The sequence below is a fragment of the Nonomuraea sp. CX421 genome (assembly GCF_059358955.1).
Genome location: NZ_JCADBK010000006.1, coordinates 355,608 through 381,112, shown reverse-complemented (window position 1 = coordinate 381,112; position 25,505 = coordinate 355,608). Strand labels below are relative to the sequence as shown.

Here is a 25,505-nt window from a genome sequence, read left to right as displayed (position 1 = left end):
CCGTTGAGGACCCGAAGGTCAGTCAGTCCAAGGGTCAGACCCTGGCGGGAAGCGCTCATCTACATCATCACTGTCAGTCCAAGGCGCAGTCCCACCGGATGACCTTCCCCGAGCCCGGTTCGACGACGACGTGCCGGCTCAGGCAGGCCGAGTCGTCGACCACGTCCACCCGCCACCGGAGGGGATACGGGGCGGTCCGGGAGAGCGCCTCGGCCGCCCCTTCGGCGCCCTTCGCGGTGGCCCCGGCCGCCGTCTCGGGGATCAGGGCCACGGCGAACTCGTTGCGCTCTCCGGCGCGGACGGAGATGCCACCCGCCACCCGTGCCGGGGGCCGCGGGCCCACCTCGCACGGCCCGTTGTCCACCAGCTCGCCGTTGACCCAGATCAGCACATGGGCGGCAGGTTCGCAGGTGATCCAGAAGCCGACCTTCCGCACCTCCGGCGCCCAGATCGCGCTGAACGTCTCACGCGTGCCCCCGCGTTCGTAGGCGCCGAAGTAGAGAGGAGCGAGGGAGATCGTCCGCGTGGGAGTGGGCTGCGCCAGCTCGCCGGTCCACACTCCGGCCGGTGCGGGCGCCGTACCTGCCGAAGGCAGCCAGGCCGCCATCACGACGGCGGCCGCGGCGGCGGTGAGGGAGCCCAGGACCCGGACACGCCGCCGGCGGATCCGCCGCACCCTGCGTCCGACGTCGGCGACGGTCACGCCCCGGTAGGGACCGTCCTGGCTGTCGCGTTCAAGCAGTTCGCGCAGATCGTACTCGGTCATGGCCGGCTCCCCGTCTCCATCGCGGCGATCGCCGCGGGGTTGAGCCGCAGCTTGGCCAGCGCGCGGCTGGCCTGGCTGCGTACGGTCGGCACCGAACAGCCGACGATCCCGGCGATGGTCTCGTCGGACAGGTCCTCGAAGTACCGCAGCACGACCACGGCCCGCTGCTTGGCGGGCAACGCGGCCAGGGCCGCCCTGAGCGCGTCACGGGTGCCGAGGTCGGCATGGGGGTTGCCGACCGCCGCCCGCTCCGGGAGCTCCGGGGTGGGGACCTCGCCCCGCCAGCGCCGCCGCCACCAGGAGGCGTGCGTGTTGGCCAGGATGCGGTACACGTACGGGTCGGGATCGTCGCCCACCCGGCCCCAGGCGAGCCAGGCTCTGGCCAGGGCCGTCTGCACCAGGTCCTCGGCCGTGGCCCAGTCGCGGCACAGCAGGTAGGCCGTCCTGACGAGGCGGGCCGAGCGCTGCTCGACGTACTGCTCGAAATCGGCCTCGGAGCGGTCCCGCATCGGGGGATCCTCACTGTTCGGTGATGGTCACCGATGACTACGCGCGAGGGACCGGCATCCGTTGCATCAGTGGCCGCGGTCGAGCGAGCGGCGCTCGTCGCCCCAGTCCGCGCCGTGGAGCTGACGCCAGTGCTCCCGCCAGGCCGTCCAGCGCCGTTGGAGCGGCTTGACGCGGGAATCGCCGAGCACCTTGACGTCGCCCATCACCGTGTAGGCGTGCACCCGCACGACCGGAGCACGGGTGCCCGGGGCGGCCTCCTCGACGTCGACCCGCTTGTCCCCCATGATCGCCATGCCGTCGAGGTCGATGTTGACGCCATCCGGGACGATGATCTTGATGTCGCCCATGACCGAGACGGCCAGGATCTCCACCGTATCGGTGCGCACCTCGGCCTCGCGCAGGTCGAGCAGCACGTCGCCCATCACGGCGACGGCGCCTAGCTCCTGGTCGATCCGCCAGGTGCCGCGCCGCTTGGTGTCGCCCATGATGCCGACGAACCATCGGCGCTTCCTGCCCTCGCGTGGCTGGAGCGGCGCGGGCGCCGCGCCCTCGGGCAGGTCCTGGGTGAGCAGGGCCAGCTCAGCATGGGTGGTGGCGGTGTAGGCCGCCTCGGTGCGGTCGGTGAGCTCGGCGAGCGTGAGCCGGCCGTCCACCGAGGCCACGCGGAGCAGCTCGACCACGGCTTCACGCTCGGCGTCGGAGGCGCGAACGTCACCAGCGTCAGTCATACTCGCAACATATCGCGTTTGATGCCTCTATGGCTCTCCCCGCCCCGGAATAGCCACTATACGGACAATTCATCTATGCTTCCGGCGCGGCTGACACGACCTGTTCCTGGCCCGACCAGCGGCCGGATCAGGTTAGGGTCCCAGTCATGCATGAGGAACAGCTCTACCGGGCCGCGTTGAACGGCGAGTCACAGACCGTGAGCGAGCTCATCGCCGCCGGCACCGACCCCAACCAGCCCAGCGAGGGCGAGGACGAGGGGCTGCCACTGTGCGCCGCCGCCGCCTGGGACCGGGCCGAGGTCGCGACCACGCTGCTGGCCGCCGGGGCGGAGGTGAACGCCCGCGAGAGCGGCGGCTGGACCGCGCTGCTCTGGGCCGCGGCCAACGGCCACGCCGACACCGCCAGGGTGCTGATCGAGGCGGGAGCCGCGATCGATGACGCCAACGACGACGGCGACACCCCCTTGACGCTCGCCGCCCGACGCGGCGCGCTCGGCGTGGTCCGGTTGCTGCTGGAGCACGGCGCCTCGGCCGAGAAGTACGACGGCGACGGCGACACCGCGCTCGACATCGCCATCGACTGGGTGGGCGTGCACCTGGAGTCGGCGCTGCTCGACCAGATCGCCCAGGACGACTGGGAGTACGTCGTCGGCCGGCAGTTCGCCAAGGACGGCACCGAGCTGGTCACGGTCGCGGGCCGCTCCGCCGACGGCTCCGAGACCGAGCAGGTCCAGGCGCAGCGCGGGCACGCGGCCATCGCCACCCTGCTGGAGGACGCCACGGGCGCCTACACCCCCTTCGAGCAGCTGGTCGCGCGGGCCCTGGCGCACCGCGACACCGACGAGGACGCCGAGACGTGGTGGATCGTGGCCGACACGCTGGGCAAGCGGGCCGACGACGAGACCTACGAGGCGCTGGCCAAGCTCTGCGTGAGCGAGGACGCCAGGGAGCGTGAGTTCGGGGTCGACGCGATCGCCCAGTTCGGGGTGACCGAGGACGACAAGCCCTACCTCGACCGGACGCTGCCGCTGCTGCGGAAGATGGCGACCACCGAGGGCAACCCGCAGGTGCTCCGCTCGGTGCTGGCGGCGCTCGGCCACCAGGGTGACCCGCGGGCGCTGCCGGACGTCCTGGACATCATCCAGCGGCCCGGTCACAAGCGCACCATGACCGACGCGATCGCGCTGGCCGACGTGCTGCCGCCCGACCACGCCGAGGGCCTGGCCCTGCTGATCTCCATGACCGAGGACACCGACGACGAGGTGCGCGACTGGGCCACGTCCGGTCTGGCCTCGGTGGCCGCCGACACCCCGGAGATCCGCCAGGCCCTGGCCGCCCGGCTCGACGACGCCGATCTGCGTACGGTCGCCGAGGCCACGCGCGGGCTGGCGGAGCGGGGCGACGCCCGAGCGGCCCACGGGGTCAAGCGGGTGCTGGCCGACAGCGACGACGACTACGCCCGCGAGCTGGTGACGGAGGCCTCGGCCAAGCTCTGACCGACCCGGCCGGTCTCGCCGTGAGCAAGGCCCTGCCCGGTCGTCGGCGTGCTCGGCGGTGGCCTGCTCGGCCGCCTGCCGGAGCAGCCCGCATCGTCAGTCGCGGCCGGCGACGGTGAAGACCACGTTGACCAGGACGATCCCGAACCAGATGGCCGGGATCACCCACAGGTCAGCCGAGGTGATGGCCAGGGCGACGGTGGCGAGCGTGCCAAGGGTCATCGACACAATCGCCAGGGCCAGTCGCTGGCCCTGGATCACGGTGTTCCGGCCGGCCGCCTTCTTGTCGTTGCCGGTGGCGGCGAGGCGCTCGTCCACCCGCCGGTCGATCTCCTTGCCCATCTTGTCGAGGAAGGACTCGACGACCGCGTCCTCGAAGTCAGGGCCGAGGTCGCGGCGCGCGGACACGGCGGCGCGCAGCTCATCACCGGTGCTCATATGACGAGATATAGCGCGATAACCAGCTCTGCGCAAAGCCCATCCGGAACGGAGCCGCCTCGTCGAAGCGGCTCAGCGGGCCAGGATGTCGTCGAGGTTGTACAAGATCGGCCGCTCCAACTGCTCGTACGTGCACGACTCAGGGGTGCGGTCGGGCCTCAGGCGCCGCCACTGGGCGGTGTGGCGGAACCGGTCGCCCTCCATCTGGTCGTAGGCCACCTCGATCACCAGCTCCGGCCGCAGCGGGATGAACGACAGATCCTTCTTGGCGTTCCACCGCGAGATCGCGCCGGGCACCCGCTGGCCGCCGGTCGCGGGACCGGCGGCGGGCTGCCCGATGGTGGCCTGCGCCTGCTCGGCCCAGTGCCCCCACGGGTGCTCGCCCAGGTCGGCGATGTACGGCTTGAGCTCCTCGACCAGCTCGGCCCGGCGGGCCATCGGGAACGAGGCGGCCACGCCCACATGGTGGAGCCTGCCGTCGTCGCCGTAGAGGCCGAGCAGGATCGAGCCCACGATCGGCCCGGTCTTGTGCTCGCGGTAGCCGGCGATCACCACGTCGGCGGTGCGCTCGTGCTTGACCTTGAACATCGTCCGCTTGTCGGGGATGTAGGGCTGGTCGCCCGGCTTGACGATGATGCCGTCGAGGCCCGCGCCCTCGAACATCTCGAACCACTCGGCCGCCTGCTCGTCGTTGGTGGTGACCGGGGTCAGCCGCACGGACTCGCCGGCCTGGCCGAAGATGCCCTCCAGGCGCGCGCGGCGCTCGGCGAACGGCGCCTCCATGAGCGACTCCGAGCCGAGTGCCAGCAGGTCGAAGGCCACGAACGAGGCCGGGGTCCGCTCGGCCAGCATCGTGACCCGTGAGAGCGCCGGGTGGATGCGCTGCTGCAACGCCTCGAAGTCGAGGTGGGAGCCGCGCGGCAGCACGATCTCGCCGTCGACCACCACCCGGTCGGGCAGCTCGGCCCTGACCGCCTCGACCAGCTCGGGGAAGTAGCGCGTGAACGGCCGCTCCTTGCGGCTGCCCAGGTAGACCTCGTCGCCGTCGCGGAACACGATGCAGCGGAAGCCGTCCCACTTCGGCTCGTAGAACAGCGTGCCGTCCTGCTTGGGCATCGCCTTGACCGGCTTGGCCAGCATCGGCGGCACGGGCGGCCGCACCGGCAGGTTGGGCACCGGCTCCGGCTCGGCTGCGGCCTCAGGGACGCCCTCGGGAACGGCCCCGGCGGCGGGCTCGGCGGGCTCACGGGTGGGCTCGGGCTCAGTCATGACTCAACTCCCTGGTGTAGCGGCAGAAGAGGACGCCTTCCTCTTCGAGCACCTGGCGGAGATCGAGCCTGACCTGGGCCGTCTCGCCGTTGACGATGCGCGCGGCGTCGCCCCCCAGCAGCAGCGGGCTGACCGACAGGCAGAGCTCGTCGATCAGCCCGGCCGCCGCGAGCTGGGCGTTGACCCGGGGCCCGCCCTCGCACAGCACCCTGGTCAGGCCGCGCGCGTGCAGCTCGGCCACGGCCCGCGGCAGGTCGACCCGGACGTCGCCCGCCACGATCACGTCGGCCACCTGGGCGGCCTGCCTGCGGCCTTCGGCGGGGGCGGCCTCGCAGGTGATGACGATGGTGCGGGTGGCCGCCTCGGTGAACAGAGGGCTGCCGAAGTCGAGGCCGAGGCCGCGGCTGAGCACCGCGATGGGCGGGGCGGGCGGCCTGCCCTCGCGCAGCGCCCGCCAGGAGTCGCGGGGTTTGGCGGGGCCGTAGCCCTCGGCGCGGACGGTGGCGGCGCCCGCGAGCACCACGTCGGCCAGCCCACGCAGGACTCCGAAGACGCGCCGGTCACCACGGCTCGACAGGCCGCCCGACAGGCCCTTCAGCCACGCGGCACCGTCGGCGCTGGCGACCATGTTGGCGCGTAGCCACGGGCGGTCGGCCGGGTAGGCATAGGCCTGCGCGATGTCAGGATCGTCCTGTATGTCGGGATAGATGCGCCGCACCTCTCTACCTTGGCACACGCCTCCGACAGACAGCCCGCACAGGTGGCTTTGACCGCAGGCATAGCACTTTGGCGTATCGAATGGCATACATGGCGTGATGTACATAACGTGGCCGACAGGTGTCCGGGGACTCCAGGGAGGTCCGGGTGGGGCTGATCACCGCTGTGACGTGGGCCTTCACCGCACTGGTGGGGATCTATCCGCTCTACCTGTGGCTCGCGGGCGGTGGGCCCCGGCAGCAGGCCGCCAAGGTCACCCGCTTCCCTGTGACGCTGCTCTTCTCGCATCCGGTGCTGGCGGTGGCGGCACTGGGCTGCTGGATCGGCCACCTGGTGACCGGCGACCGGGTGCTGGCCTGGGTCGCGTTCGCGGTGCTGGCAGTGGCGGCATTGCTGGGCTTCGTGATGTTCACGCGATGGCTCGGGGCGGGGCGGCACGCCAGGGGCGCCGAACGGCGCTTCCCCTTCCTCGCCGTCGGGCTGCACGGCGTGGCCGGGGTGGTCACGTTCGTGCTGGTGCTTCTCACCGCGAGCGTGATGCGCGGGACCTGAGCGGCGTCGGACGTGACTCCTGGCACTCCCGGACTCCCGGCCCCCGGCGTTCCGCACTTCCGGGACTGCCTGCCGGACTTCGGCACTCCGCACTCACGGCGCGGACGTGCGTCGGGTCAGGGTGACAGCGGCTGGCGCAGCACCTGGATCGACCGGGAGGTGACCGCGACCAGGGCGCCCGGGGCCCACTGCTCGTCGGGGAAGGCGTCGTCGCGGGGCGACTCGTCGTTGGTGTCGAGCACCGGCGACCAGCCTGGACCGAACTCCTCGCCCGGCAGCGTGAACGTCATGTCCTCGTGGTGGGCGTTGATCAGCAACAGGAACGAGTCGTCCACGATGCGCTCCCCCCTCGGCCCCGGCTCGGTGATGGCCCGGCCGTTGAGGTAGACCATGAGCGACTTGGCGTAGCCGATGTGCCAGTCTCCGGCCGTCATCTCGGTGCCGCCGGGGGTGAGCCAGACCAGGTCGCGCCGGCCGTCGTCGGGATGGCGGCCGTGGAAGAAGCGGCGGCGCTGGAAGACCGGGTGCTCGCGGCGCAGCTTGGACAGCCCCCGGACGAACTCCAGCAGGTCGGACTCGGTGTGCAGATGTGACCAGTCGATCCAGGCGATCTCGTTGTCCTGGCAGTAGGCGTTGTTGTTGCCCCGCTGGGTGCGGCCGAGCTCGTCGCCGTGGGACAGCATCGGGACGCCCTGCGACAGGAAGAGCGTCGTCAGCAGGTTGCGGCGCTGGCGGTGACGGAGCCGGACGATCTCGGGGTCCTCGACGGGGCCCTCGGCGCCGCAGTTCCAGGACCGGTTGTCGTCGGTGCCGTCGCGGTTGTCCTCGGCGTTGGCCAGGTTGTGCTTGCGGTCGTAGGAGACCAGGTCGGTGAGGGTGAAGCCGTCGTGGCAGGTGACGAAGTTGATGGAGGCGACCGGGCGGCGGCCCGAGGTGGCGTAGAGGTCGGCCGAGCCGGTCAGCCGGGAGGCGAACTCGGGCAGGGCGGAATGCGTCCCTCGCCAGAAATCTCGCACGATATCGCGATATTTGCCGTTCCATTCCGTCCACAGGGGAGGAAAGTTCCCGACCTGGTAGCCGCCGGGGCCCACGTCCCACGGCTCGGCGATCAGCTTGACCTGTGAGATCACCGGGTCCTGCTGGATGAGGTCGAAGAACGTGCTCAGCCGGTCGACGTCGTGCAACTCCCTGGCAAGCGCCGCCGCCAGGTCGAACCGGAACCCGTCGATGTGCATCTCCAGCACCCAGTAGCGCAGGGAGTCCATGATCAGCTGCAGCGCGTGCGGCGAGCGTACGTTGAAGGAGTTGCCGCAGCCCGTGTAGTCGAGGTAGTAGCGCCGGTCGCCGTCGTGCAACCGGTAGTAGGCGGCGTTGTCGATGCCCCTGAAGCCCAGCGTCGGCCCCATGTGGTCACCCTCGGCGGTGTGGTTGTAGACCACGTCGAGAATGACCTCGATGCCCGCCTCGTGCAGCGCCCGCACCATGGCCTTGAACTCCAACACCTGCTCGCCCCGCGTGCCCGAGCTGGAATAGGCGCCATGGGGGGCCAGGTAGGCCATGGTGTTGTAACCCCAGTAGTTGTTCAGGCCGCGCGCCACCAGGAAGTGCTCGGGCATGAAATGGTGCACCGGCATCAGCTCGACGGCCGTCACCCCGATCGACAGCAGGTGATCGATGATCGCCGGATGCCCCACGCCCGCATAGGTGCCGCGCAGCGCCTCGGGCACGGCCGGGTGGCGCATGGTGAGCCCGCGCACGTGCGCCTCGTAGATCACGGTCTCGTGGTAGGGCTTGCGCGGCAGCCGGTCGTTGCCCCACTCGAAGAACGGGTTGATCACCACGTTCTTCGGCATGTACGCGGTGCTGTCGGCCGTGCTCAACCTCGACGGGTCGGTGAAATGGTAGGAGAACAGCGCCTCGTTCCAGGTCAGGTCGCCGTCGATGGCCTTGGCGTAGGGGTCGAGCAGCAGCTTGGCCGGATTGCACCGGTGCCCCCGCGAAGGCTCGTAGGGGCCGTGGACACGGTAGCCGTAGCGCTGCCCCGGCAGGATGCCCGGCAGGTAGCCATGCCAGACGAACCCGTCGACCTCGGGCAGTTCGACGCGCTCCTCGGAGCCGTCATCGTGAAACAGACACAGCTCGACCCGCTCGGCGACCTCGGAGAACAGCGAGAAACAGGTGCCCACGCCATCCCAGGTGGCGCCGAGTGGGTAGGGCTCGCCTGGCCAAACTTCGCGCATGTGACCCGATTGTCGCATGCGATCGCGGTCTTGCTATAGCAGTTGGGCGTTGAGAGTGATCGTCGTGCCCGCGAGCGCCTTGCTCACCGGGCAGTTGGCCTTGGCCGTCTCGGCCGCCTGCTGGAACTGCTCGGCCGTGATGCCGGGCACCTGGCCCTGCACGGACAGGACGATGCCGGTGATGCCCTCACCCGGCTGGAAGGTCACGTCGGCGCTGGTGCGCAGCGACTCGGGCGGAGTGCCGGCACCGGCCAGCCCGTGGGAGAGCGCCATCGAGAAGCAGGAGGAGTGGGCGGCGGCGATGAGCTCCTCCGGCGACGTCTTGCCGTTGGCCTCCTCAGCTCTGGACGCCCACGAGACCTCGAAGGTGCCGACGCCGGACGTGTCGAGCGACACCGTGCCCGAGCCGTCGAGCAGGGCGCCCTTCCACTGCGTGGTGGCGGTGCGGATGGTGGCCATGGCGAATCCTCCTCTGTCGTGAATCTTCGACATTACCGTGAGGCTGACAAAGTTCGGCGACCGAGTCATCCGACTCAACATCCGCGGCGAATAGTGTCATGCTCGGGTCGCGGCGCACCCGCCGCCTTGGTCCGGATCTACGGGAGTGTGGTGCCAGTGGAGGCACCGTACGACGACCGCCTGCTGCACCAGCGGGTGGTCGGCGGCGACGAGGCCGCGCTCGGAGAGGTCTACGATCGGCTCTCCTCGTTGATCTTCGGTCTCTCGCTGCGCGTCACCAGGGACCGGGTGATCGCCGAGGACATCACGCAGGAGGTGTTCCTGGTCTTCTGGGAACGTCCGCTGACCTACGATCCCGACCGCGGCACGCTGCGGGCGTGGCTGGCCACGATCGCGCACCGCCGCGCGGTCGACCACGTGCGCGCCGAGGAGCGCCGCCGCGTCACCTCGCTGGGTCCCCGGCTCTTCGAGCCCGCCCCTGCCCGGTTAGAGGACACCGTGCTCGCCGCAGACGAGGCCAGACGGGTGAAGCAGGCGGTGACGGCGCTGCCCGACGCCCTGCGGGAAGCGATCGAGCTGGCCTACTACGGCGGCCGGACCTACCGGCAGGTCGGCGAGGAGCTGGGCGTGCCCGAGGGCACGGTCAAATCGCGCATCAGGCTGGCGCTGCGGCGCCTGGCCGACGCACTGGCAGAGGAAGAGGTGTGATGGAGCCCGTCGAGCGTCTCTACCTGGACGCACTGATGGAGGACCCCGCGGTGCCCGGACACTCACTGCGCCCGCAGTTGCTGGCCGGCGCCAGGGCCCGGCGCAGGCCCGCGGCCCCCACCGCCCCCTGGGCCGAGCCCTTCGCCGGCCGGGTGGCCGCCATGGACGCGCTGCTCGCCTCGGCCGTCGATGACGACTGGTCGCGCGTCATCGTGGAAGGCTGGACCCTGCAGGAGCTCGTCGCCCACCTCGCCGCCAAGGACGGGCTGCTCGCGGCGTCCGTCGGCGCCCCCGTCCTCGGCCCGCCCCTTAGCGCCACCTCCGCCGTCGGGCGCACCTCTGACGTGCAGGCCTACGAACGGGCCCGCAGTCCCGAGCAGACCAGGCGTGACTGGCGCGCCCAGGCCGACGCCCTCTGCCGCCATCTGGCCGGTCTCTCCCCCGACACGCCCGCGACCCTTGACGGGATGTCGGCCGCGGTGCGGGATCACGTGCTGGCGCGGTGCCTGGAGACCTGGGTGCACACCGACGACGCGGCCCGGACGGCCCGGGTCCGGCTGCCGCATCCCGTGCCCGAGCACCTCCATCCGACGGCCGACCTGTGCGCGCGCCTGCTGCCCTGGACCATGCTGCTGTCGGGCCTCGACGGCTCCGGCCGTACGGTCCTTCTCACGCTCACCGGGGACGGAGGGGGCGAATGGCATGTTCCGCTCGGCGGGGAGGGTTCCGGCGTCCTGGAGCTCGACGCCTGGCGGGAGGGTGACGGCTGGCGGCGGGCTGACGCGCGGATCACGGCTGACGTGGTGTCGTTCTGCTTCCTGCTGGGTGGTCGCGGCGATCCCTCCTCCTTCGCCGCCGACCTGTCCGGTGATCTGTCTCTGGCCCGCGACGTCCTCTCCAGCGCCCCGGCCCTCTCCGGGCCATGACCGTTCCCGACCCTTGGTGCCGCGCGGACGGGCGGTCCGCGAGTTGACCGCGGCGGGTGGGCGTTGTCCGCAGCGGGTCCGTTCTGCGGGTGGCCGCGGAGGCGGGTGGGCGTTGTCCGCAGCGGGTCCGTTCTGCGGGTGGCCGCAGAGGCGGGTGGGCGTTCCGGCCGACCGCGATTGCCCGGGGTCTGGTGTTTTTCGCCTTCGGCGTTGTTGCGGGCGCGGGGGTACTTGGCACGGTCTTAAGTCGGCCGGAACGCCCACCCGCCTCCGCTCTACGGTGCCCCACCGTCCTGTCACCTGGCCGCAGAGCGGGCCGGGTTTCGACGCCTTCCTGCTCGCCGATGCTGAAGCGCCTGTCTCCGCCCCTTGGGCTTGGTCGCCGTAGCTGAAGCCCTCACTTGCCGGCACAGTGCGGGCCGGGCGCCGTAGACGTGGCAGGGTTGGTACGGCTCGCCTGCGCCTTTCCCGCCCCCGGCATATGACGGCACGTTTCGTAAGATCATGCGACCTTTCCCCGCCTGGCATGGGCCGCGGTGGCGGATCAGGTGAGCCAGATGAGGCCGGCGAACCGGCCGCCCCGCTGCTCGCGGCGGTGAGAGTAGAGCTCGGCCGACTCGATCGTGCAGCGGTCGTCGTGGCGCACGTCTGTGAGACCGGTCCCACGCAGCTGGGCCTCGATCCCGGCGCGCAGATCGAGGGCCGGGGTGTCCCAGGAGGTCGTGGACCACGTCCCGGGCACCCGCTGGGCCACCCGCTCGCGCAGCTCGGCGGGCACCTCGTAGCAGCGGCCGCAGGCCCCGGGGCCGATCAGCGCCACCATCCGGGCCGGTGCGGCGCCCTTGGCGGCCATGGCCTCGACCAGCGCCGTGGCCACGCCCGCCTCGGTGCCGGGACGGCCGGAGTGGGCGGCGCCGACCATCCGCGCCACCGGGTCGGCCACCAGGACCGCCGGGCAGTCGGCGCCGAGGGAGGCGAGGGCCAGTCGCGGCTCGGTCGTGAAGACGCCGTCCAGGGGCGGCGGGTCGTCGCCGTACGGCTCGTTCACGTAGGCGACGTCGGCGCCGTGGACCTGGCGCATGAACACGACGGCCCGCACCCCCAGCTCCGCGGCGACGGCCGCCCGGTTGGCGCGCACTGCCTCGGGGTCGTCGCCGACCATCCCGCCGAGGTTGCGCGACCCGTAGGGCGGGGCGCTCACTCCCCCGTGGCGATCGGTGACGGCGACGTGCACTCCCGGGGCCAGCTGCATGCCTCAGATCCTAGAGGCCGCTCCCATGAGCCGACCGCCTCCTGTGCGGCGTCGCACGTCAGGTGCCAACCGGTTCGCAGAGCAGCTGAAGTCCGGCTTTGTCGATACGGAGCCGCCGCCCCGCGTGACGGTTGTGGTCAGGCAGGCGGGGTGGGCGTGTTCGTCCCATTCGACGATGCCGCGTACAGGCCGAGCCACCGACGGCGCGGCTCACGTGATCCGCATGACGGACATTCAGCTAGATTCTCCCTCCATGAGTGAAGGGATCTTCCAGGAGCACGACGAGAGGCCCGTGCTGTCCGAGGCCGCCGCCCAGTCTCGGGCCTCCGTGCTGCGCAGCCGTGCCGAGTCCTACATCGGGCTGTCGCGGCACGACGCGGCCATCGCCGACCTCACCGAGTCGATCGCGCTGGTGCCGGACAACGCCCGTTCCTGGCGGCTGCGCGGCGAGAGCCACCGCGTCATCGAGAGGTACGAGGCGGCGCTGTCCGACTTCGACGAGGCGCTGCGGCTGGAGCCGGACAGCGCCTACTCGCTCGGGTCGCGCGGGCAGGCGTACGCCGCGCTCGGCCGCATGGAGGAGGCCATGGCCGACTTCGAGCACGCGCTCACCCTGGCGCCGGAGTCGCTCTGGATCCTGGAGGCCAGGGCCGACGCACTCGCCGACCTCGACCGGGTGGACGAGGCGCTGGCCGAGCATGCCAAGATCATCGCGCTGGACGAGGACCTGGCCTACTCGTGGCTGGCCCGGGGCGACCTCTACCAGCGGCTGCAGCTCTATCCCGAGGCCATCGCCGACTACACCAGGGCGCTGGAGCTGGATCCGGTGTACGTGCGGGCATTGGGCAGGCGGGGTGAGGCGCTGCGCATGATCGACCGCTACGAGGAGGCGTTGGCCGATCTCAACCAGGCTCTCGACCTTGAGCCGGACAACGATCGCGCGCTGGGCAGCCGGGGCGCGGTCCTGAGCGAGCTGGGTGACAACGAGGCCGCTCTCAAGGACCTCGACCGGGCCGTCGAGCTGGACGAGGAGTACGTCTGGGCCTACCGGGTGCGCGGCGAGATCCTGCAGGAGCTCGAACGCCACGAGGAGGCGGTGGCCGACTTCACCCGAGCCCTGGAGCTGGAGTTCGGCGACTCGTGAGTCCCGGGGGCGGTGCTGGGCGGAAACCGGATCGCGCGGGCTCTGGAGATCGACCGAATATAGTTCTAGATTCTGACGCATGGGTATCGGGCTGACCGAGGAACATCTGGCGCTGGCCGCCTCCGTGCGGGGGCTGGCCGAGCGGACCGTCGAACACGCGGCGCTGGCCGCGCAGGGCGTGCTGGGGCTGCATCTGCCGGAGGAGTGCGGCGGGCAGGGCTACGGCCTGCTGGAGCTGGTCGTGGCGCTGGAGGCGCTGGGCGAGCGGCGGGCTCCGGGCGCCTACCTGCCATCCGTGATCACCTCGGCGGCGCTCGCACGCGCCTCCGGCGGCGACCCGGGCGCGCTGGGCGGGCTCGCGGACGGGTCGCTGACCGCGGCCGTGGCGCTCGGCGAGGCGGCGGGCGGTGCGGGGCTGCTCGCGCTGGGGTCGCCCGATGCCGATCTCTTCCTGGTGCCGCTGGAGGACGGGCGGTGGTCGCTGCTCGACCGGGCCGACGTGGACGTGGAATCCGTCGAGGGCGTGGATCTCGACCGCGCGCTGTGCTCGGTGACCGTACGGGACGGGACCGCGCGGGAGGGGGGCGACGGGCGGGTGCTCGGCGCGGTGCCGGTGCGGGAGGTGGCCGCCGTGCTGCTGGGGGCCGACGCGTGCGGGGTGGCGGCGTGGGCCGTGGCGACGGCCGCCGGCTACGCGAAGGTTCGGGAGCAGTTCGGGCGGCCGATCGGGCAGTTCCAGGGCGTGAAGCACCGGGTGGCCGCCGCGCTGGTGGCGCTGGAGCAGGCACGGGCCGCCGTATGGGACGCCGCCAGGGCGCTGGACGACTCCCCCGGCCGTACTCCGACGGGCGAAAGCCCTGATCCGACCGCGACGGGCGAGAGCCCTGGCCGGAGCCCGATGGGCGGGAGTCCGGACACGGGCGCCGGGAGCGGTGGGGAGATGCGGTTGGCGGTGGGAGTCGCGGCGGTGCTGGCGCCCGACGCGGCCGTGCGGTGCGCCGCCGACGCGATCCAGGTGCTGGGCGGCATCGGCTACACGTTCGAGCACGAGGCGCACCGCTTCTACCGGCGCGCGCTGTCCGACCGGATGCTGGCCGGGGACGCCGGCGTGTGGGCCGAGGAGGTGATCCGCCTCGCCCTCGCCGGGGTGCGGCGGGGCACCGAGCCGGACCTGCCGGAGGAGGCGGCCCCGGTCAGGGACGCGATCAGGGCGCAGGCCGAGTCGCTGCGGGCCGAGGAGCCGTTGGCCAGGCTGGGGCGGTTCGCGCGGGAGGGCTGGATCATGCCGTACCTGCCCGAGCCGTGGGGCAGGGGCGCCTCCCCCCTGGAGCAGGTGATCATCCACCAGGAGTTCCGCGACCTCAGACGGCCGAACCTGGGCATCGGGGCCTGGGCGGTCCCGTCCATCGTCCGGCACGGCACTCCGGAGCAGCGGGAGCGGTTTTTGCCCAGGACGTTCACCGGCGAGATCGTGTGGTGCCAGCTGTTCAGTGAGCCGGGCGCGGGATCGGACCTGGCGGGGCTGTCCACCAAGGCGGTCCGCGTGGAGGGCGGCTGGTCGCTGAGCGGCCAGAAGATCTGGACGTCTCTGGCACAGTACGCCCATTGGGGGATCTGCCTGGCCCGGACCTCTCCGGAGAAACCGAAGCACGAGGGGATCAGCTACTTCCTGGTGGACATGTCCTCGCCGGGCGTCACCGTCAAGCCGCTGAAGGAGATCAACGGCGACGAGGTGTTCAACGAGGTGTTCCTGGACGACGTCTTCGTGCCGGACGATCTGGTGGTCGGCGAGGTGGACGGCGGCTGGCGGGTGGCCCGGGACACGCTGTCGCACGAGCGGGTGGCGCTGGGCGACTCGTGGGGGCCGGGATCCCGGCACACCGACATGGTCGGCCTCATCGCGAAGCTGCCGGAGCCGCGGCAGGCGCGGCTGGAAGAGGCCGGGCGCCTGTGGGCCGAGGGGCAGGCGCTCGCCGCGCTCGGCCTGCGCGTGACGCTCGCCCAGTTGTCGGGCTCCGATCCGGGCACCGCGTCGAGCGTGCGCAAGCTGCTCGGCATGCGCCACTCGCAGGCCGTCTCGGAGTTCTGCTGGTCGCTGGCGCCCTTCGACCGCCACTGGAGCCGGATGATCCTCACCACCCGGGCGTTCACGATCGGCGGCGGCACGACCGAGGTGCAGCTGAACATCATCGCCGAGCGGGCGCTCGGGCTGCCGCGCGATCCCTGATCAGCTCCGGGGATGGTATGGCGCGGCCAGGTGGGCGTACACGATGGTGTTGTCCTGGTAGCTGTGCGCCCGCCCGTCGAACGCGCCACCGCAGGTGACCAGGCGCAGCCCCGGATAGCGGAGGTCGCCGTAGACCTTGCGGGCCGGGAAGCTCCTCTTGGGCGTGTGCTCGATCCGGTCCACCACGAACACGGCCACGGACCGGTCCGCGCGCAGCACCTGCACCTGGTCGCCGCGCCTGACCTCCTTGAGGCGGGCGAACACCGCCGGGCCGGTCCTGGTGTCGAGGTGGCCGGTGATCACGGCGGCGCCGCGCTGGCCGGGGACGGCCCCGTAGCGGTACCAGCCGGCCAGGTTGGGGCGCTCGATGGGCGGGTTCTGGATCGTGCCTCCGGTGTCGAGGCCCAGCTCCATGAGCGGCGCCGACACGCCGATGGACGGGATGTAGACGGCGACCGGCCGGGCGGGCCGCATCGGCTTGGCCGTCTTCCCGACCGGCACGCGCAAGGACGCGACCGGCGCGGGCGACGACGTGACCGGCGCGGGCGTGACGGCCGCGACGGGCTCGGCCCCGCCGCCGGAGAGCAGGCCGCCCACCCCGGCCCAGATCAGTACGATCCCGGCCAGGGACACCGCTCCCGCCGCGACGAGGAGCGACTTCTGGCCCAACTAGGCGTCACCCTTGCGACGGCGCACCGCGAACCCGGCCAGCCCGGCGCCGGCGAGCAGGGCGGCGCCGCCCGCGACGACCGGCCACACCGGGTCTCCCGGCGCCAGCCCGCCGCCACCCGTCTCCGGATGCCCCTGCGGCATCCGGCGTTCGTCCTCGTCGACCGGCTTCCAGGGGGCCCCGGTCTCGCGCGGGGCGTCAGAGGGCGCGTCGGACCAGGAGTCGGTGGGCACCGGATTGCCCGACCAGCTCTCCATCGGGTTCGGCACGGGGTTGTCCGACCACTTCTCCATCGGGTTCGGCACCTGGTCGTCCGACCACTTCTGCACGGGACCGGCCCCCGGCGCCTCGGGCTCCACGCCGCCCGGCTCGTCGCAGGGCACCAGGGGCGGCAGGCAGGTCGCGGCCACGGACGGCGTCTCCTGGCTCGACTGGGCAGAGGCGGTGCCGATGCCCGCCGCGGTCATCACGCCGCCGGCCACGAAGGCCACCACGGCTCCGGCGGCGGCCAGACGTTGCGCTCTTGCCATAACCAGGCTCCCGAATCGGTTGTCGCGCCCCGAGACAGAACGAGAGCCTTGCGAACTATTGGACCAATCGTCAAGTAATGTGACCGAAGCGATATCGGTGGATTACCGGGCGATCGCAGAGAGTGATGGTCCAGTTGGTGATCCATGCTGGAACGGGGTGAAATTTCCCCTCTCCGGGTGAAGACTTCTCCTCCCGCTTGTCAGACTTCACAACCCACTCAGACCGTCGCGTACACATTGGCGAGTTACGTTCCACGACAAGGTCCCCCTCATGAGAGGACACGGACGCCGCACGGCCGGACAGCCCGAGCCTTACCCCGGTCCGGAGGGGGCCGGCCGTGCAGCCCACCGCCTCGCTCAGCCGGCCTCTTCTTCGGGACGCGCCTTGCTCGGCTGGACACGCTTGGGCTCGCCGGGCATCTTCGGATAGTTGGGCGGATACGGCAGGTCGCCGCGGTCGTCTCCGGCGTACCAGTCGAGCAGCGTCTCGATCGAGTACGCCTCGTCGTCGATGGCGGCGTGGACGTCGCCCAGCTTGGCGAAGCGGGCCGGGACGGTGCGGATGTCGAAGTCGGCCGGATCGGCGTCCTCGAGCTCCTCCCAGGTGAGCGGGGTGGAGACGGGCGCCGTGGGCCTGGCCCGCACCGAGTAGGCGCTGGCGATCGTCCGGTCGCGGGCGTTCTGGTTGAAGTCGATGAAGACCCGCTCTCCGCGCTCCTCCTTCCACCAGGCCGTGGTCACCAGGTCGGGCGCGCGCTCCTCCACGGCCCTGGCCAGGGCGATGCCCGCGTGACGTACCTGGACGAAATCCCAGCGCGGTTCGATCCGGACCGCGATGTGCAGGCCGCGGTTGCCCGAGGTCTTCACGAACCCGGTCAGGCCCGCCTCGGCGAGCACCTCACGGGTCAGGAAGGCGGCCTTGCGCGCGGCGTCGAACTCGAGCCCCGGCTGCGGGTCGAGGTCGACGCGCAGCTCGTCGGGGTGCTCGACGTCGGACGCGCGCACCTGCCAGGGGTGGAAGTCGATCGTGCCCAGGTTGGCGCAGTAGGCGATCGCGGCCACCTCGGTGACCCGTAGCGAGTCGGCCTTGCGTCCGCTCGGGAAGGTGACGGTGACGGTGCGCAGCCAGTCGGGATGCCGGGGCGGCATCCGCTTCTGGTAGATGGCCTCGGTGTGGATGCCGTCGGGGTGACGTTTCAGGTTGGTCGGGCGGTCTCGCAGCGCCCGCAGCGCGCCGTCGCCGACGCTCACGTAATACTCGACGAGCTCGCGCTTGGTGCCGCCGATCTCCGGAAAGTAGACCTTGTCGGGATTGGTGACCTTGACGGTCCGCTCCCCCACCTCGAGCTCTATGTACGGCGATGCCATGCCCCCGAACCTACCCCGGACCGGCCCGCGAACGGGTGGGTCCGTCCCGGAGCCGCCTCGGTGGCGGGACCGAGGGCTCGACGGGACGGACCTTTTAAGATCACCCGCCATCGTCGCCGTCCCGGGCGCTGGCGCGCCGCCCGGCCGGCCTCTGATCGCCTGCGACTCCAGCACGGGCGTGGGCTGTGCCGCCTCAGCGATCCGGCGAATGATCTCACCCTTAACAGGAGGCGATGACACCCCCTTGCTTACAAAGACGCAAATTCGCCCCAGAAAGGATGCTTCCCCCTGCGGAGATCTCTTTTTGCCGCATCTCGTACGCTGGACGTATGGACAAGGTCGTCAAGAGCGAGGCCGAGTGGCGGGTTCAGCTCTCGCCCGAGGAATTCCACGTGCTCCGCGAAGCCGGCACCGAGCGGCCCTTCACCGGTGAATACGTCGACACCAAGACCGAGGGCGTCTACTCCTGCCGCGCGTGCGGGGCCGAGCTGTTCAGGTCGGACGCGAAGTTCGAGTCCCACTGCGGATGGCCGAGCTTCTTCGAGCCGTCGGAGTCGGAGGCGGTGCGGCTGATCGACGACCGCAGCCACGGGATGGTGCGCACCGAGGTGCGCTGCGCCCGCTGCGACTCCCACCTGGGCCACGTCTTCCGGGGCGAGGGCTACGCGACCCCCACCGACGACCGCTACTGCATCAACTCCGTCTCGCTCCGCCTCCAGTCCGCCGAGTGAACGCGGCACGCCCCCGCGCTCCGCCGAGCGCGAGGGCGTGCCGTGAGTCGCCGGCTGATCACGGCAGGGCCGCGACGAGCTCCTGGACGGGCTTGCGGGCCCCGGTGTAGAAGGGGATCTCGATCCGGGTGTGCTCGCGGGCCTTGGCACCGCGCAGGTGACGCATCAGGTCGACGATCCGGTGCAGCTCGTCGGCCTCGAAGGCGAGCATCCACTCGAAGTCGTTGAGCGCGAAGCAGGCGACCGTGTTGGCCCGCACGTCGGCGTAGTCGCGGGCCATCTTGCCGTGCTCGGCGAGCAGCGCCCGGCGCTCGGCGTCGTCGAGGAGATACCACTCCAGCGACCGTACGAACGGGTAGACGCTCACGTAGGCCCGCGGCTCCTCCTCGGCCAGGAACGCCGGGATGTGCGACTTGTTGAACTCGGCGGGCCGGTGCAGCGCCATCGCCGACCAGACCGGCGTGGTGTGGCGGCCGAGACCGGTGCGGCGGAAGCGCGAGTAGACGTCCTGCAGGTCCTCGGGGGTGGGAGCGTGCCACCAGAACATGAAGTCGGCGTCGGCCCGGAAGCCGGCCACGTCGTAGAGGCCCCGGGTCACCACGTCCTTCAGGGCGGCCTGCTCCAGCAGCTCACCGAGCTCGTCGGCGAGCTGGCCACGGTCGCCCGGCACGGGCTCGGTCACCTTGAAGACGGACCACATCGTGTAGCGGATCACCTGGTTGAGATCGCGGGCCTTCGGCCGCGCAGCGCCCTCTGTCATGCCTCTATTCTCCTCGCCGGGACAGGTGGTCCAGAATCCGGCCCGCGGCCGTCCGGGCGGTGGCGACGCAGGCGGGAATGCCGAGCCCGTCGTAGGCGGCCCCGCACACCGCGAGCCCCGGCTGCACGGCCACCGCGGACCGCACCCTGGCCACCCGGTCGAGGTGGCCTACGTTGTACTGCGGCAGCCCGCCGCCCCACCGGGTGACGCGGGTGTCGACGGGCAGCCCGCGCACGCCCATCACGCCGGCCATCTCGGCCGTGCCGAGCGAGACCAGCTCGGCGTCGTCGCGCTGCAGCAGGTGCTCCTCGCCGACGCGGCCGATCGAGCAGCGCAGCAGCACCAGGTCGCCCGCGAGGTGGGGCCACTTGACCGAGCTGAACGTGACGGCCTTGACCGGGCGGCCCTCGACGGGCGGGACGAGGTAGCCGGTGCGCGCGGGCGGCTCGGGGAAGGCCGCGACGGGGTAGGCCAGCGTAACGACGGCCATGCTGGCGTACTCGATCTTGGCCAGCTCGGTCGCGGCCCCCGGCACCTCGGCCCCGAGCAGCCGGGCGGCGGCGGGAGCGGGGACCGCCACGATCACCGCGTCGGCGTCGATGACCTCGGGCCTCGGCACCGGGCCGGTCACGAGCCGCCAGCCCTGCTCGGTGCGGCACAGCTCGCGGACGGTGACGCCGGTGCGGACGTCGGCCTCGGCGGCCTTGGCGACGGCCTCGGGCAGGCTGCCCATGCCGTCGCGGAGCGTGGTGAAGACGGGGCCGGCGTCCCTGGGGCTCTCCTCGGCCATCCGCCGGGCGGCGTTCAGCAGCGAGCGCTCGGATCGGGCGGCGGCGGCCACCTGGGGCATCGTGGCCTCCAGCGACAGCTTGTCGGCGCGGCCGGCGTAGACGCCGCCGAGCAGCGGCTCCACGAGCCGGTCGAGGACCTCGCCGCCCATCCGGGCCCTGATGTAGGCGGCGACGGACACGTCGGTGCGCACCAGGGTCGGCGGCAGGATCTGGTCCATCGGCACCCGGAGCAGCCCGCCCGGCGACAGGATGCCGGATCTGGCCAGCTCGGCCAGGTCGGCCGGCACGCCCATGACCTGTCTCCTGGGCATCGGCCGCAACGCGCCCCTGCTGAGGATGGCGGAGCCGGCGGAGCCGGGGCTCATCAGGTCGTCGCCGAGCCCGGCCGCCTTGGCCAGCTCCTTGCCCTCGGGCCGCCTGGCCAGCATGGCCTCGGCGCCCACGTCGACGCTGACTCCGGCGACCGGCGAGGCGAGCAGCTTGCCGCCGACACGCGGGGCGCCCTCCAGCACGGTGATCCTGATCCGGTCGCCCCCGGCCTGGCGAAGGTGCCAGGCCGCGGCCAGCCCCGAGATGCCGCCGCCGACCACGACGACGTGGGGCGCGTTCTCTTCCACGGCGTTCCCATTCACGGCTCCTGACGTTACCGTCTCGGGTGCCTGACCGGCCGTTTGGGGCGCGTGACCATACCGTGACGGCTGCCATCAAACCCGCCTGTTCCCGCGGCCGTCATAGGGGCATGAAGAGATTCCGGTACGGCGTGGCGTTGTCGGCCGCGTGCGTTGCCCTGCTCGCGTCAGGGTGCGGCGGCGGCTCGGTCCGCACCATTTCAACCGATTCAGCCCCGGCCGCGGCGCCCGAGTCGGCGGTCGCGCAGGACCGGGCGGACACGGACGGCTCCGCGGAGGTCAGCCCCAAGTCCGCCGCCAAGAGCGGGCGGTCGGCGGGGAACGGCGAGAACCTCGCCTCCAACGTCAAGCTGACCCAGCAGGAGCGCCAGGTCGTCTACGTGGCGAACATGACCGTGCGGGCCAAGGAGGTCACGGCGGCGGCCTCGCGGGCCAAGCAGATCGTCACCTCGGCCGGCGGCTACCTGTCGAAGGAGGAGTCGCACTTCTCCGACGGCGGAGACGGCTCCGCCACCCTGGAGTTCAAGGTCCCGCCCGCCCGTTATCCCGAGGTGCTCGCGAGCCTCGGCAAGGACCTGGGCAAGCAGCTCTCGGTGAACCAGGGCACCCAGGACGTCACGCTGCAGGTGGCCGACGTCGACAGCCGGCTGAAGTCGGCGCAGGAAGCCCTCGTCTCGCTGCGCACCCTGCTGAAGAAGGCCGACACGATCGGCCAGGTGCTGGAGGTGGAGCGGGAGATCTCCGCCCGCGAGGCCGACCTGGAGTCGCTGCAGGCGCGGCAGAAGGAGCTGGCCGCCCAGGTGGGCATGGCGACGCTCACGCTCAACCTGGTCGGGCCGGTCACCGTGGTGCCCGAGCCGTCGGAGGAGCCCGCGGGCTTCCTGGGCGGGCTCGCCGCGGGCTGGTCGGCGCTCAAGGGGTTCGCGATGGTGGCCCTGACGGTGCTCGGCGCGGTGCTGCCGTGGCTGATCGTCATCGTGCCCGTGGTGCTGCTCGTGTCCTTCCTCGTACGCCGCGCGCGTGGCAGGAGGACGCCCCCCGCCGTCGCCCCGGCGGAGACTCAGGCCTCGTGAACCAGGTCGGTCAGCCGTCTGAGCTGGTCGGGGTCGGTCGAGGGGAGCACGCCGTGGCCCAGGTTGAACACGTGACCCTCGGCCGCCCGGCCGCGGCGCAGCACCTCGCGGGCCTTGCGCTCGACGACCTCCCACGGGGCCAGCAGGATGGCCGGGTCGAGGTTGCCCTGCAGCGCCTTGCCGGGGCCGACCCGCCGGGCGGCCTCGTCGAGCGGCACCCGCCAGTCGACACCGACCACGTCGGCTCCCGCCTCGCCGAGCAGGCCGAGCAGCTCGCCGGTGCCCACGCCGAAGTGGATGCGCGGCACGTCGAGGTCGGCGAGCCCGTCGAAGATGCGGCGCGTGTGGGGCAGCACGAACTCGCGGTAGTCGTCGGGGGCCACCGCGCCCACCCACGAGTCGAACAGCTGGACGGCCGAGGCGCCCGCCCTGATCTGGATGCGCAGGTGCTCGAGGACGATGCCGCTGAGTCGTTCCATCAGCGCGTGCCACAGCCGCGGCTCGCCGTACATCATGGCCTTGGTGCGGTCGTGGTTCTTGGACGGGCCGCCCTCGATGAGGTAGGACCCGAGCGTGAACGGCGCGCCGGCGAAGCCGATCAGGGGTGTGCCGCCGAGCTCGCCGACCAGCGCCTCGATGGCCTCGGTGACGTAGGTGACGTCGCCGGGCTCGATCGGGCGCAGCGCGTCGAGGCCGGCCGCGTCGCGGATCGGCTGGGCCACGACCGGGCCGACCCCGGGCTTGATGTCGAGGTCGACGCCGATGGCCTTGAGCGGCACGACGATGTCGCTGAAGAAGATGGCGGCGTCGACGCCGTAGCGGCGGACCGGCTGCATGGTGATCTCGACGATGAGCTCGGGCGTGGCGCACGCCGTGAGCATGGGCACGCCCTCGCGCACCTTGAGGTATTCGGGCAGCGAGCGCCCGGCCTGGCGCATGAACCACACGGGAGTGTGCGTGACGGGCCGGCGGCGGCAGGCGCGCAGGAACGCTGAGTCGGCGAGATTCACCCTCCAAGGGTGCCATGGCCTGCGCGCGGTCCGGTATCCGGCGTGAGGTGTCGGAAAAGTAGGCATTGGACGACCAAAATCATGATCAGATGGTCGGATGCACGTTTACCGGCCGACCCGGCATCGGCGCCGCACCCGGGTCGAACACACCCCATGGGCGACCAGAAAGCCGGTCTCGACTGGACCAAATGTTCCCCAAGTGACCGCGCGGCATCGATTCAGCATCCACTTTCGGGACACGCCGAGCGCGTTGCGGGGAATTGTCGGCGCGGCATGCCAACGTCGGAGCCACGACCCGACGAAAGGCCCCAGAGCGATGACCGCGTTGTGGAGTTCCCCAGAGCGCCGCAGAGAGACCTGCGCCTCGTGCGCTGGTGAGCGGCAGTTCGAGCGACCACCGTGCCTCGACGGGCACGAGCCGGGCGAGTGCGCCGAGTGGGCCTGCGTCGAGTGCGGTCACGCCCTGCTCATCGCCCAGGTCACGTCCACCCGCCCGGTCCGGCAGCTGGTTGCGGCAGCGGTTTGATCGCGAACGATGAGCACCCCCGTGGTCCCCTTCCGTCCGTCTACGACCTACTCTTCGACTATGACCCTCGGTGACCGGCCACCGGCTCCGGCCGCGTTCCGGCACGCGGTCGAGAGCCTCCGGCTGGCCGAGGTCAGACCGGAGATCGAGCTCGAGGACCTGCCCGCGCCGCAGCGGCTCGCGCCCTACTCCGCGGCCATGGGCGCCTCCGTCTACCGTGACGACGACGAGCTCGCGGTCGGCCGGCTGATCCTGCTCTACGACCCCGACGGCCAGCGCGGCTGGGAGGGTCCGTTCCGCCTGGTGGCCTACGTGCGCGCCGACATGGAGCCCGAGATCACCTCCGACCCGCTGCTCGGGCCGGTGGCGTGGAGCTGGCTGACCGAGGCGCTCGACGCCCACCAAGCCGACTACTCCGCCGCCGGCGGTACCGTGACTAGAGCGGTGTCCGAGGGATTCGGCAACAAGGCCGACGATCCGGTCACCACCGAGCTCGAGCTGCGGGCGTCCTGGTCACCCACGCACGAGGACCTGTCCGGCCATGTCGCCGCCTGGTGCGACCTCATGTGCGTGGCGGCGGGGATCCCACCGCTCCCACCCGATGTGGCCGCCATGCCCCGCCGACGCGATGATCCGGAGAGTGACCGAACGAAGTGAGGGCACCAGTCAACAGAACAACAGCGTCATGAGAGCGGTGGACTCATGACAGAAGAACGCACCGTCGTCCCCCTGCTGGAGCCGCGCGGAGGCATCCCCCCGGTCGTCGCCGACGCCGCGTCCCTGGCCCGGACCGTCGACGCCTTCGCCGCGGGCACCGGTCCGGTGGCGGTCGACGCCGAGCGCGCCTCCGGTTACCGCTACGGCAACCGCGCCTATCTGGTGCAGCTGCGCCGCGCGGGCGCCGGCACCGCGCTGATCGACCCGATCACCTGCCCCGACCTGTCCGCGCTCGACCAGGCGGTGGCCGACGCGGAGATCGTGCTGCACGCCGCCTCCCAGGACCTGCCGTGCCTGCTGGAGATCGGCTTCCGGCCGCGCGCCATGTTCGACACCGAGCTGGCCGGCCGGCTGCTCGGCTACGAGCGGGTGGGGCTCGGCACCATGGTCGAGACCGTGCTGGGGCTACGACTGGAGAAGGGGCACTCGGCCGCCGACTGGTCGACCCGGCCATTGCCCGAAGCCTGGCTGCGCTACGCCGCGCTCGACGTGGAGGTGCTGGTCGAGCTCCGCGACGTGCTGCGCGCCGAGCTGGAGGAGAGCGGCAAGCTGGAGTGGGCGCGCGAGGAGTTCGCCGCCGTGCTCGGCACACCGCCGACCACGCCCCGGTCCGACCCGTGGCGGCGCACCTCGGGCATCCACAAGGTGCGCAACGTACGGGCCCTGGCCATCGTGCGCGAGCTGTGGATGATGCGCGACCGGATCGCCCGCGAGAGCGACCTGGCGCCGGGCCGGGTGCTGCCCGACTCCGCGATCGTCGCCGCCGCCCTCGACGTGCCGCGCACCAAGAAGGCCCTCACCGAGATCTCGGCCTTCACCGGGCGCAGCGCGCGCAGGCACATGAGCGACTGGCTGAGCGCGGTGAGCCGGGCCCGCGCCCTGTCCGACGGCGAGCTGCCGCAGCCCAGCACCCCGGGCGACGGCCCGCCTCCCGCCAACCGGTGGGCCGACCGCGATCCCGCCGCGGCCAAGCGGCTCAGCGCCGCCCGCGCCGTGGTGGCCGCGCTCGCCGACGAGCACCGCATGCCGACCGAGAACGTCCTGCAGCCCGACGCGGTGCGCAGGCTCACCTGGGAGCCTCCCGAGGAGATCAGCGACGAGAGCGTGGCCGAGCGGCTGCGCGGGCTCGGCGCCCGCGCGTGGCAGGTCTCGCTCACGGCCCACCCCCTCGCCAAGGCCCTGGCCAGACTGGAGACCAAGGGCGACCTCTAGGTACGGCCGGCGCACTTGACGCCTCCGGCGGCCCAGCCGTACGTTGCGGGAAAGCG

The 25,505-nt window shown here is 71.7% G+C and carries 25 protein-coding genes; 10 read left to right on the top strand and 15 right to left on the bottom strand.

Annotation, left to right across the window (positions count from 1 at the left end):
• Positions 1 to 73 precede the first annotated feature (73 nt).
• The 3 genes from AC5L3X_RS14900 to AC5L3X_RS14890 all read right to left on the bottom strand — a co-directional run bounded on the left by AC5L3X_RS14900 (position 74) and on the right by AC5L3X_RS14890 (position 2,004).
• Positions 74 to 766, bottom strand: a complete 693-nt coding sequence (locus AC5L3X_RS14900) for a hypothetical protein (RefSeq protein WP_494857475.1) — start codon at positions 764 to 766, stop codon at positions 74 to 76.
• Positions 763 to 1,275, bottom strand: coding sequence for a SigE family RNA polymerase sigma factor (locus AC5L3X_RS14895; RefSeq protein ID WP_494857474.1), 513 nt, complete (start codon positions 1,273 to 1,275; stop codon positions 763 to 765). Before AC5L3X_RS14895 ends, AC5L3X_RS14900 begins: the two co-directional genes overlap by 4 nt.
• A gap of 66 nt (positions 1,276 to 1,341) precedes the next feature.
• On the bottom strand, positions 1,342 to 2,004 hold the full coding sequence (locus AC5L3X_RS14890; RefSeq protein ID WP_494857473.1) for a DUF1707 SHOCT-like domain-containing protein: 663 nt from the start codon (positions 2,002 to 2,004) through the stop codon (positions 1,342 to 1,344).
• 146 nt (positions 2,005 to 2,150) lie between these two features.
• Between AC5L3X_RS14890 and AC5L3X_RS14885 the strand changes: the two genes are divergently transcribed.
• On the top strand, positions 2,151 to 3,500 hold the full coding sequence (locus AC5L3X_RS14885) for an ankyrin repeat domain-containing protein (RefSeq protein WP_494857472.1): 1,350 nt from the start codon (positions 2,151 to 2,153) through the stop codon (positions 3,498 to 3,500).
• A 96-nt stretch (positions 3,501 to 3,596) separates the two neighbouring features.
• Here AC5L3X_RS14885 and AC5L3X_RS14880 read toward each other — a convergent pair whose 3' ends face one another.
• From AC5L3X_RS14880 to AC5L3X_RS14870, 3 genes are all read right to left on the bottom strand, one after another.
• Positions 3,597 to 3,938 carry a hypothetical protein gene (locus tag AC5L3X_RS14880; RefSeq protein ID WP_494857471.1) on the bottom strand — a complete coding sequence of 114 codons (342 nt, stop codon included), beginning with the start codon at positions 3,936 to 3,938 and terminating at the stop codon, positions 3,597 to 3,599.
• Positions 3,939 to 4,010: 72 nt separating this feature from the next.
• Entirely contained in the window at positions 4,011 to 5,207 is a 1,197-nt protein-coding gene (locus AC5L3X_RS14875) for an ATP-dependent DNA ligase (RefSeq protein ID WP_494857470.1), read from the bottom strand.
• Positions 5,200 to 5,925, bottom strand: a complete 726-nt coding sequence (locus AC5L3X_RS14870) for a pyrimidine reductase family protein (RefSeq protein WP_494857469.1) — start codon at positions 5,923 to 5,925, stop codon at positions 5,200 to 5,202. Before AC5L3X_RS14870 ends, AC5L3X_RS14875 begins: the two co-directional genes overlap by 8 nt.
• Positions 5,926 to 6,071: 146 nt before the next feature.
• On the opposite strand from AC5L3X_RS14870, the gene AC5L3X_RS14865 reads away from it, so the two are divergent.
• Complete coding sequence (locus AC5L3X_RS14865) at positions 6,072 to 6,476, top strand: hypothetical protein (protein ID WP_494857468.1); 405 nt, start codon at positions 6,072 to 6,074, stop codon at positions 6,474 to 6,476.
• Positions 6,477 to 6,592: 116 nt separating this feature from the next.
• Here AC5L3X_RS14865 and glgX read toward each other — a convergent pair whose 3' ends face one another.
• Complete coding sequence (gene glgX / locus AC5L3X_RS14860) at positions 6,593 to 8,716, bottom strand: glycogen debranching protein GlgX (protein WP_494857467.1); 2,124 nt, start codon at positions 8,714 to 8,716, stop codon at positions 6,593 to 6,595.
• Positions 8,717 to 8,749: 33 nt separating this feature from the next.
• Complete coding sequence (locus tag AC5L3X_RS14855; RefSeq protein WP_494857466.1) at positions 8,750 to 9,175, bottom strand: OsmC family protein; 426 nt, start codon at positions 9,173 to 9,175, stop codon at positions 8,750 to 8,752.
• A gap of 150 nt (positions 9,176 to 9,325) precedes the next feature.
• Here AC5L3X_RS14855 and AC5L3X_RS14850 point away from each other — a divergent pair, with 150 nt between their 5' ends.
• Together AC5L3X_RS14850 and AC5L3X_RS14845 are read left to right on the top strand one after the other, a co-directional pair.
• Positions 9,326 to 9,883 (top strand): sigma-70 family RNA polymerase sigma factor, encoded by a 558-nt coding sequence (locus AC5L3X_RS14850; RefSeq protein ID WP_494857465.1) that lies wholly within the window; start codon positions 9,326 to 9,328, stop codon positions 9,881 to 9,883.
• Positions 9,883 to 10,809 (top strand): maleylpyruvate isomerase family mycothiol-dependent enzyme, encoded by a 927-nt coding sequence (locus tag AC5L3X_RS14845; protein WP_494857485.1) that lies wholly within the window; start codon positions 9,883 to 9,885, stop codon positions 10,807 to 10,809. The genes AC5L3X_RS14850 and AC5L3X_RS14845 overlap by 1 nt, the downstream gene beginning before the upstream one ends.
• Before the next feature lie 544 nt (positions 10,810 to 11,353).
• On the opposite strand, the gene pgeF is transcribed toward AC5L3X_RS14845, so the two are convergent.
• Positions 11,354 to 12,061 carry a peptidoglycan editing factor PgeF gene (pgeF, locus tag AC5L3X_RS14840; protein ID WP_494857464.1) on the bottom strand — a complete coding sequence of 236 codons (708 nt, stop codon included), beginning with the start codon at positions 12,059 to 12,061 and terminating at the stop codon, positions 11,354 to 11,356.
• A gap of 253 nt (positions 12,062 to 12,314) precedes the next feature.
• Between pgeF and AC5L3X_RS14835 the strand changes: the two genes are divergently transcribed.
• Both AC5L3X_RS14835 and AC5L3X_RS14830 read left to right on the top strand, forming a co-directional pair.
• Positions 12,315 to 13,205 carry a tetratricopeptide repeat protein gene (locus tag AC5L3X_RS14835; protein WP_189126538.1) on the top strand — a complete coding sequence of 297 codons (891 nt, stop codon included), beginning with the start codon at positions 12,315 to 12,317 and terminating at the stop codon, positions 13,203 to 13,205.
• A gap of 79 nt (positions 13,206 to 13,284) precedes the next feature.
• Positions 13,285 to 15,432, top strand: a complete 2,148-nt coding sequence (locus AC5L3X_RS14830; protein WP_494857463.1) for an acyl-CoA dehydrogenase family protein — start codon at positions 13,285 to 13,287, stop codon at positions 15,430 to 15,432.
• Here the strand turns inward: AC5L3X_RS14830 and AC5L3X_RS14825 are convergent, their stop codons facing one another.
• From AC5L3X_RS14825 to ligD, 3 genes are all read right to left on the bottom strand, one after another.
• Positions 15,433 to 16,101, bottom strand: a complete 669-nt coding sequence (locus AC5L3X_RS14825) for a class F sortase (protein ID WP_494857462.1) — start codon at positions 16,099 to 16,101, stop codon at positions 15,433 to 15,435. It lies immediately after the preceding gene.
• Positions 16,102 to 16,632: a hypothetical protein gene (locus AC5L3X_RS14820; protein ID WP_494857461.1), complete on the bottom strand. Its 531-nt coding sequence runs from the start codon at positions 16,630 to 16,632 to the stop codon at positions 16,102 to 16,104.
• Between the two features lie 357 nt (positions 16,633 to 16,989).
• Positions 16,990 to 18,000 (bottom strand): non-homologous end-joining DNA ligase, encoded by a 1,011-nt coding sequence (gene ligD, locus AC5L3X_RS14815; protein ID WP_494857460.1) that lies wholly within the window; start codon positions 17,998 to 18,000, stop codon positions 16,990 to 16,992.
• A gap of 329 nt (positions 18,001 to 18,329) precedes the next feature.
• Between ligD and msrB the strand changes: the two genes are divergently transcribed.
• Positions 18,330 to 18,731, top strand: a complete 402-nt coding sequence (gene msrB, locus AC5L3X_RS14810; RefSeq protein WP_189125138.1) for a peptide-methionine (R)-S-oxide reductase MsrB — start codon at positions 18,330 to 18,332, stop codon at positions 18,729 to 18,731.
• 58 nt (positions 18,732 to 18,789) lie between these two features.
• Here the strand turns inward: msrB and hemQ are convergent, their stop codons facing one another.
• Positions 18,790 to 19,491 carry a hydrogen peroxide-dependent heme synthase gene (gene hemQ, locus AC5L3X_RS14805; protein ID WP_189125139.1) on the bottom strand — a complete coding sequence of 234 codons (702 nt, stop codon included), beginning with the start codon at positions 19,489 to 19,491 and terminating at the stop codon, positions 18,790 to 18,792.
• 4 nt (positions 19,492 to 19,495) lie between these two features.
• Positions 19,496 to 20,899, bottom strand: coding sequence for a protoporphyrinogen oxidase (hemG, locus tag AC5L3X_RS14800; protein WP_494857459.1), 1,404 nt, complete (start codon positions 20,897 to 20,899; stop codon positions 19,496 to 19,498).
• A gap of 122 nt (positions 20,900 to 21,021) precedes the next feature.
• Here hemG and AC5L3X_RS14795 point away from each other — a divergent pair, with 122 nt between their 5' ends.
• The gene (locus AC5L3X_RS14795) at positions 21,022 to 21,984 is read left to right on the top strand and encodes a DUF4349 domain-containing protein (RefSeq protein ID WP_494857458.1); all 963 of its coding nucleotides are present in this window, start codon (positions 21,022 to 21,024) and stop codon (positions 21,982 to 21,984) included.
• On the opposite strand, the gene hemE is transcribed toward AC5L3X_RS14795, so the two are convergent.
• Positions 21,972 to 22,994, bottom strand: coding sequence for a uroporphyrinogen decarboxylase (hemE, locus tag AC5L3X_RS14790; RefSeq protein WP_189125142.1), 1,023 nt, complete (start codon positions 22,992 to 22,994; stop codon positions 21,972 to 21,974). The two genes, AC5L3X_RS14795 and hemE, sit on opposite strands and share 13 nt — an antisense overlap.
• Before the next feature lie 586 nt (positions 22,995 to 23,580).
• Here hemE and AC5L3X_RS14785 point away from each other — a divergent pair.
• Both AC5L3X_RS14785 and AC5L3X_RS14780 read left to right on the top strand, forming a co-directional pair.
• Positions 23,581 to 24,177 carry a DUF3000 domain-containing protein gene (locus tag AC5L3X_RS14785; protein WP_189125143.1) on the top strand — a complete coding sequence of 199 codons (597 nt, stop codon included), beginning with the start codon at positions 23,581 to 23,583 and terminating at the stop codon, positions 24,175 to 24,177.
• A gap of 45 nt (positions 24,178 to 24,222) precedes the next feature.
• Positions 24,223 to 25,449, top strand: a complete 1,227-nt coding sequence (locus AC5L3X_RS14780) for a ribonuclease D (RefSeq protein ID WP_189125144.1) — start codon at positions 24,223 to 24,225, stop codon at positions 25,447 to 25,449.
• The last annotated feature ends 56 nt before the right edge of the window (positions 25,450 to 25,505 follow it).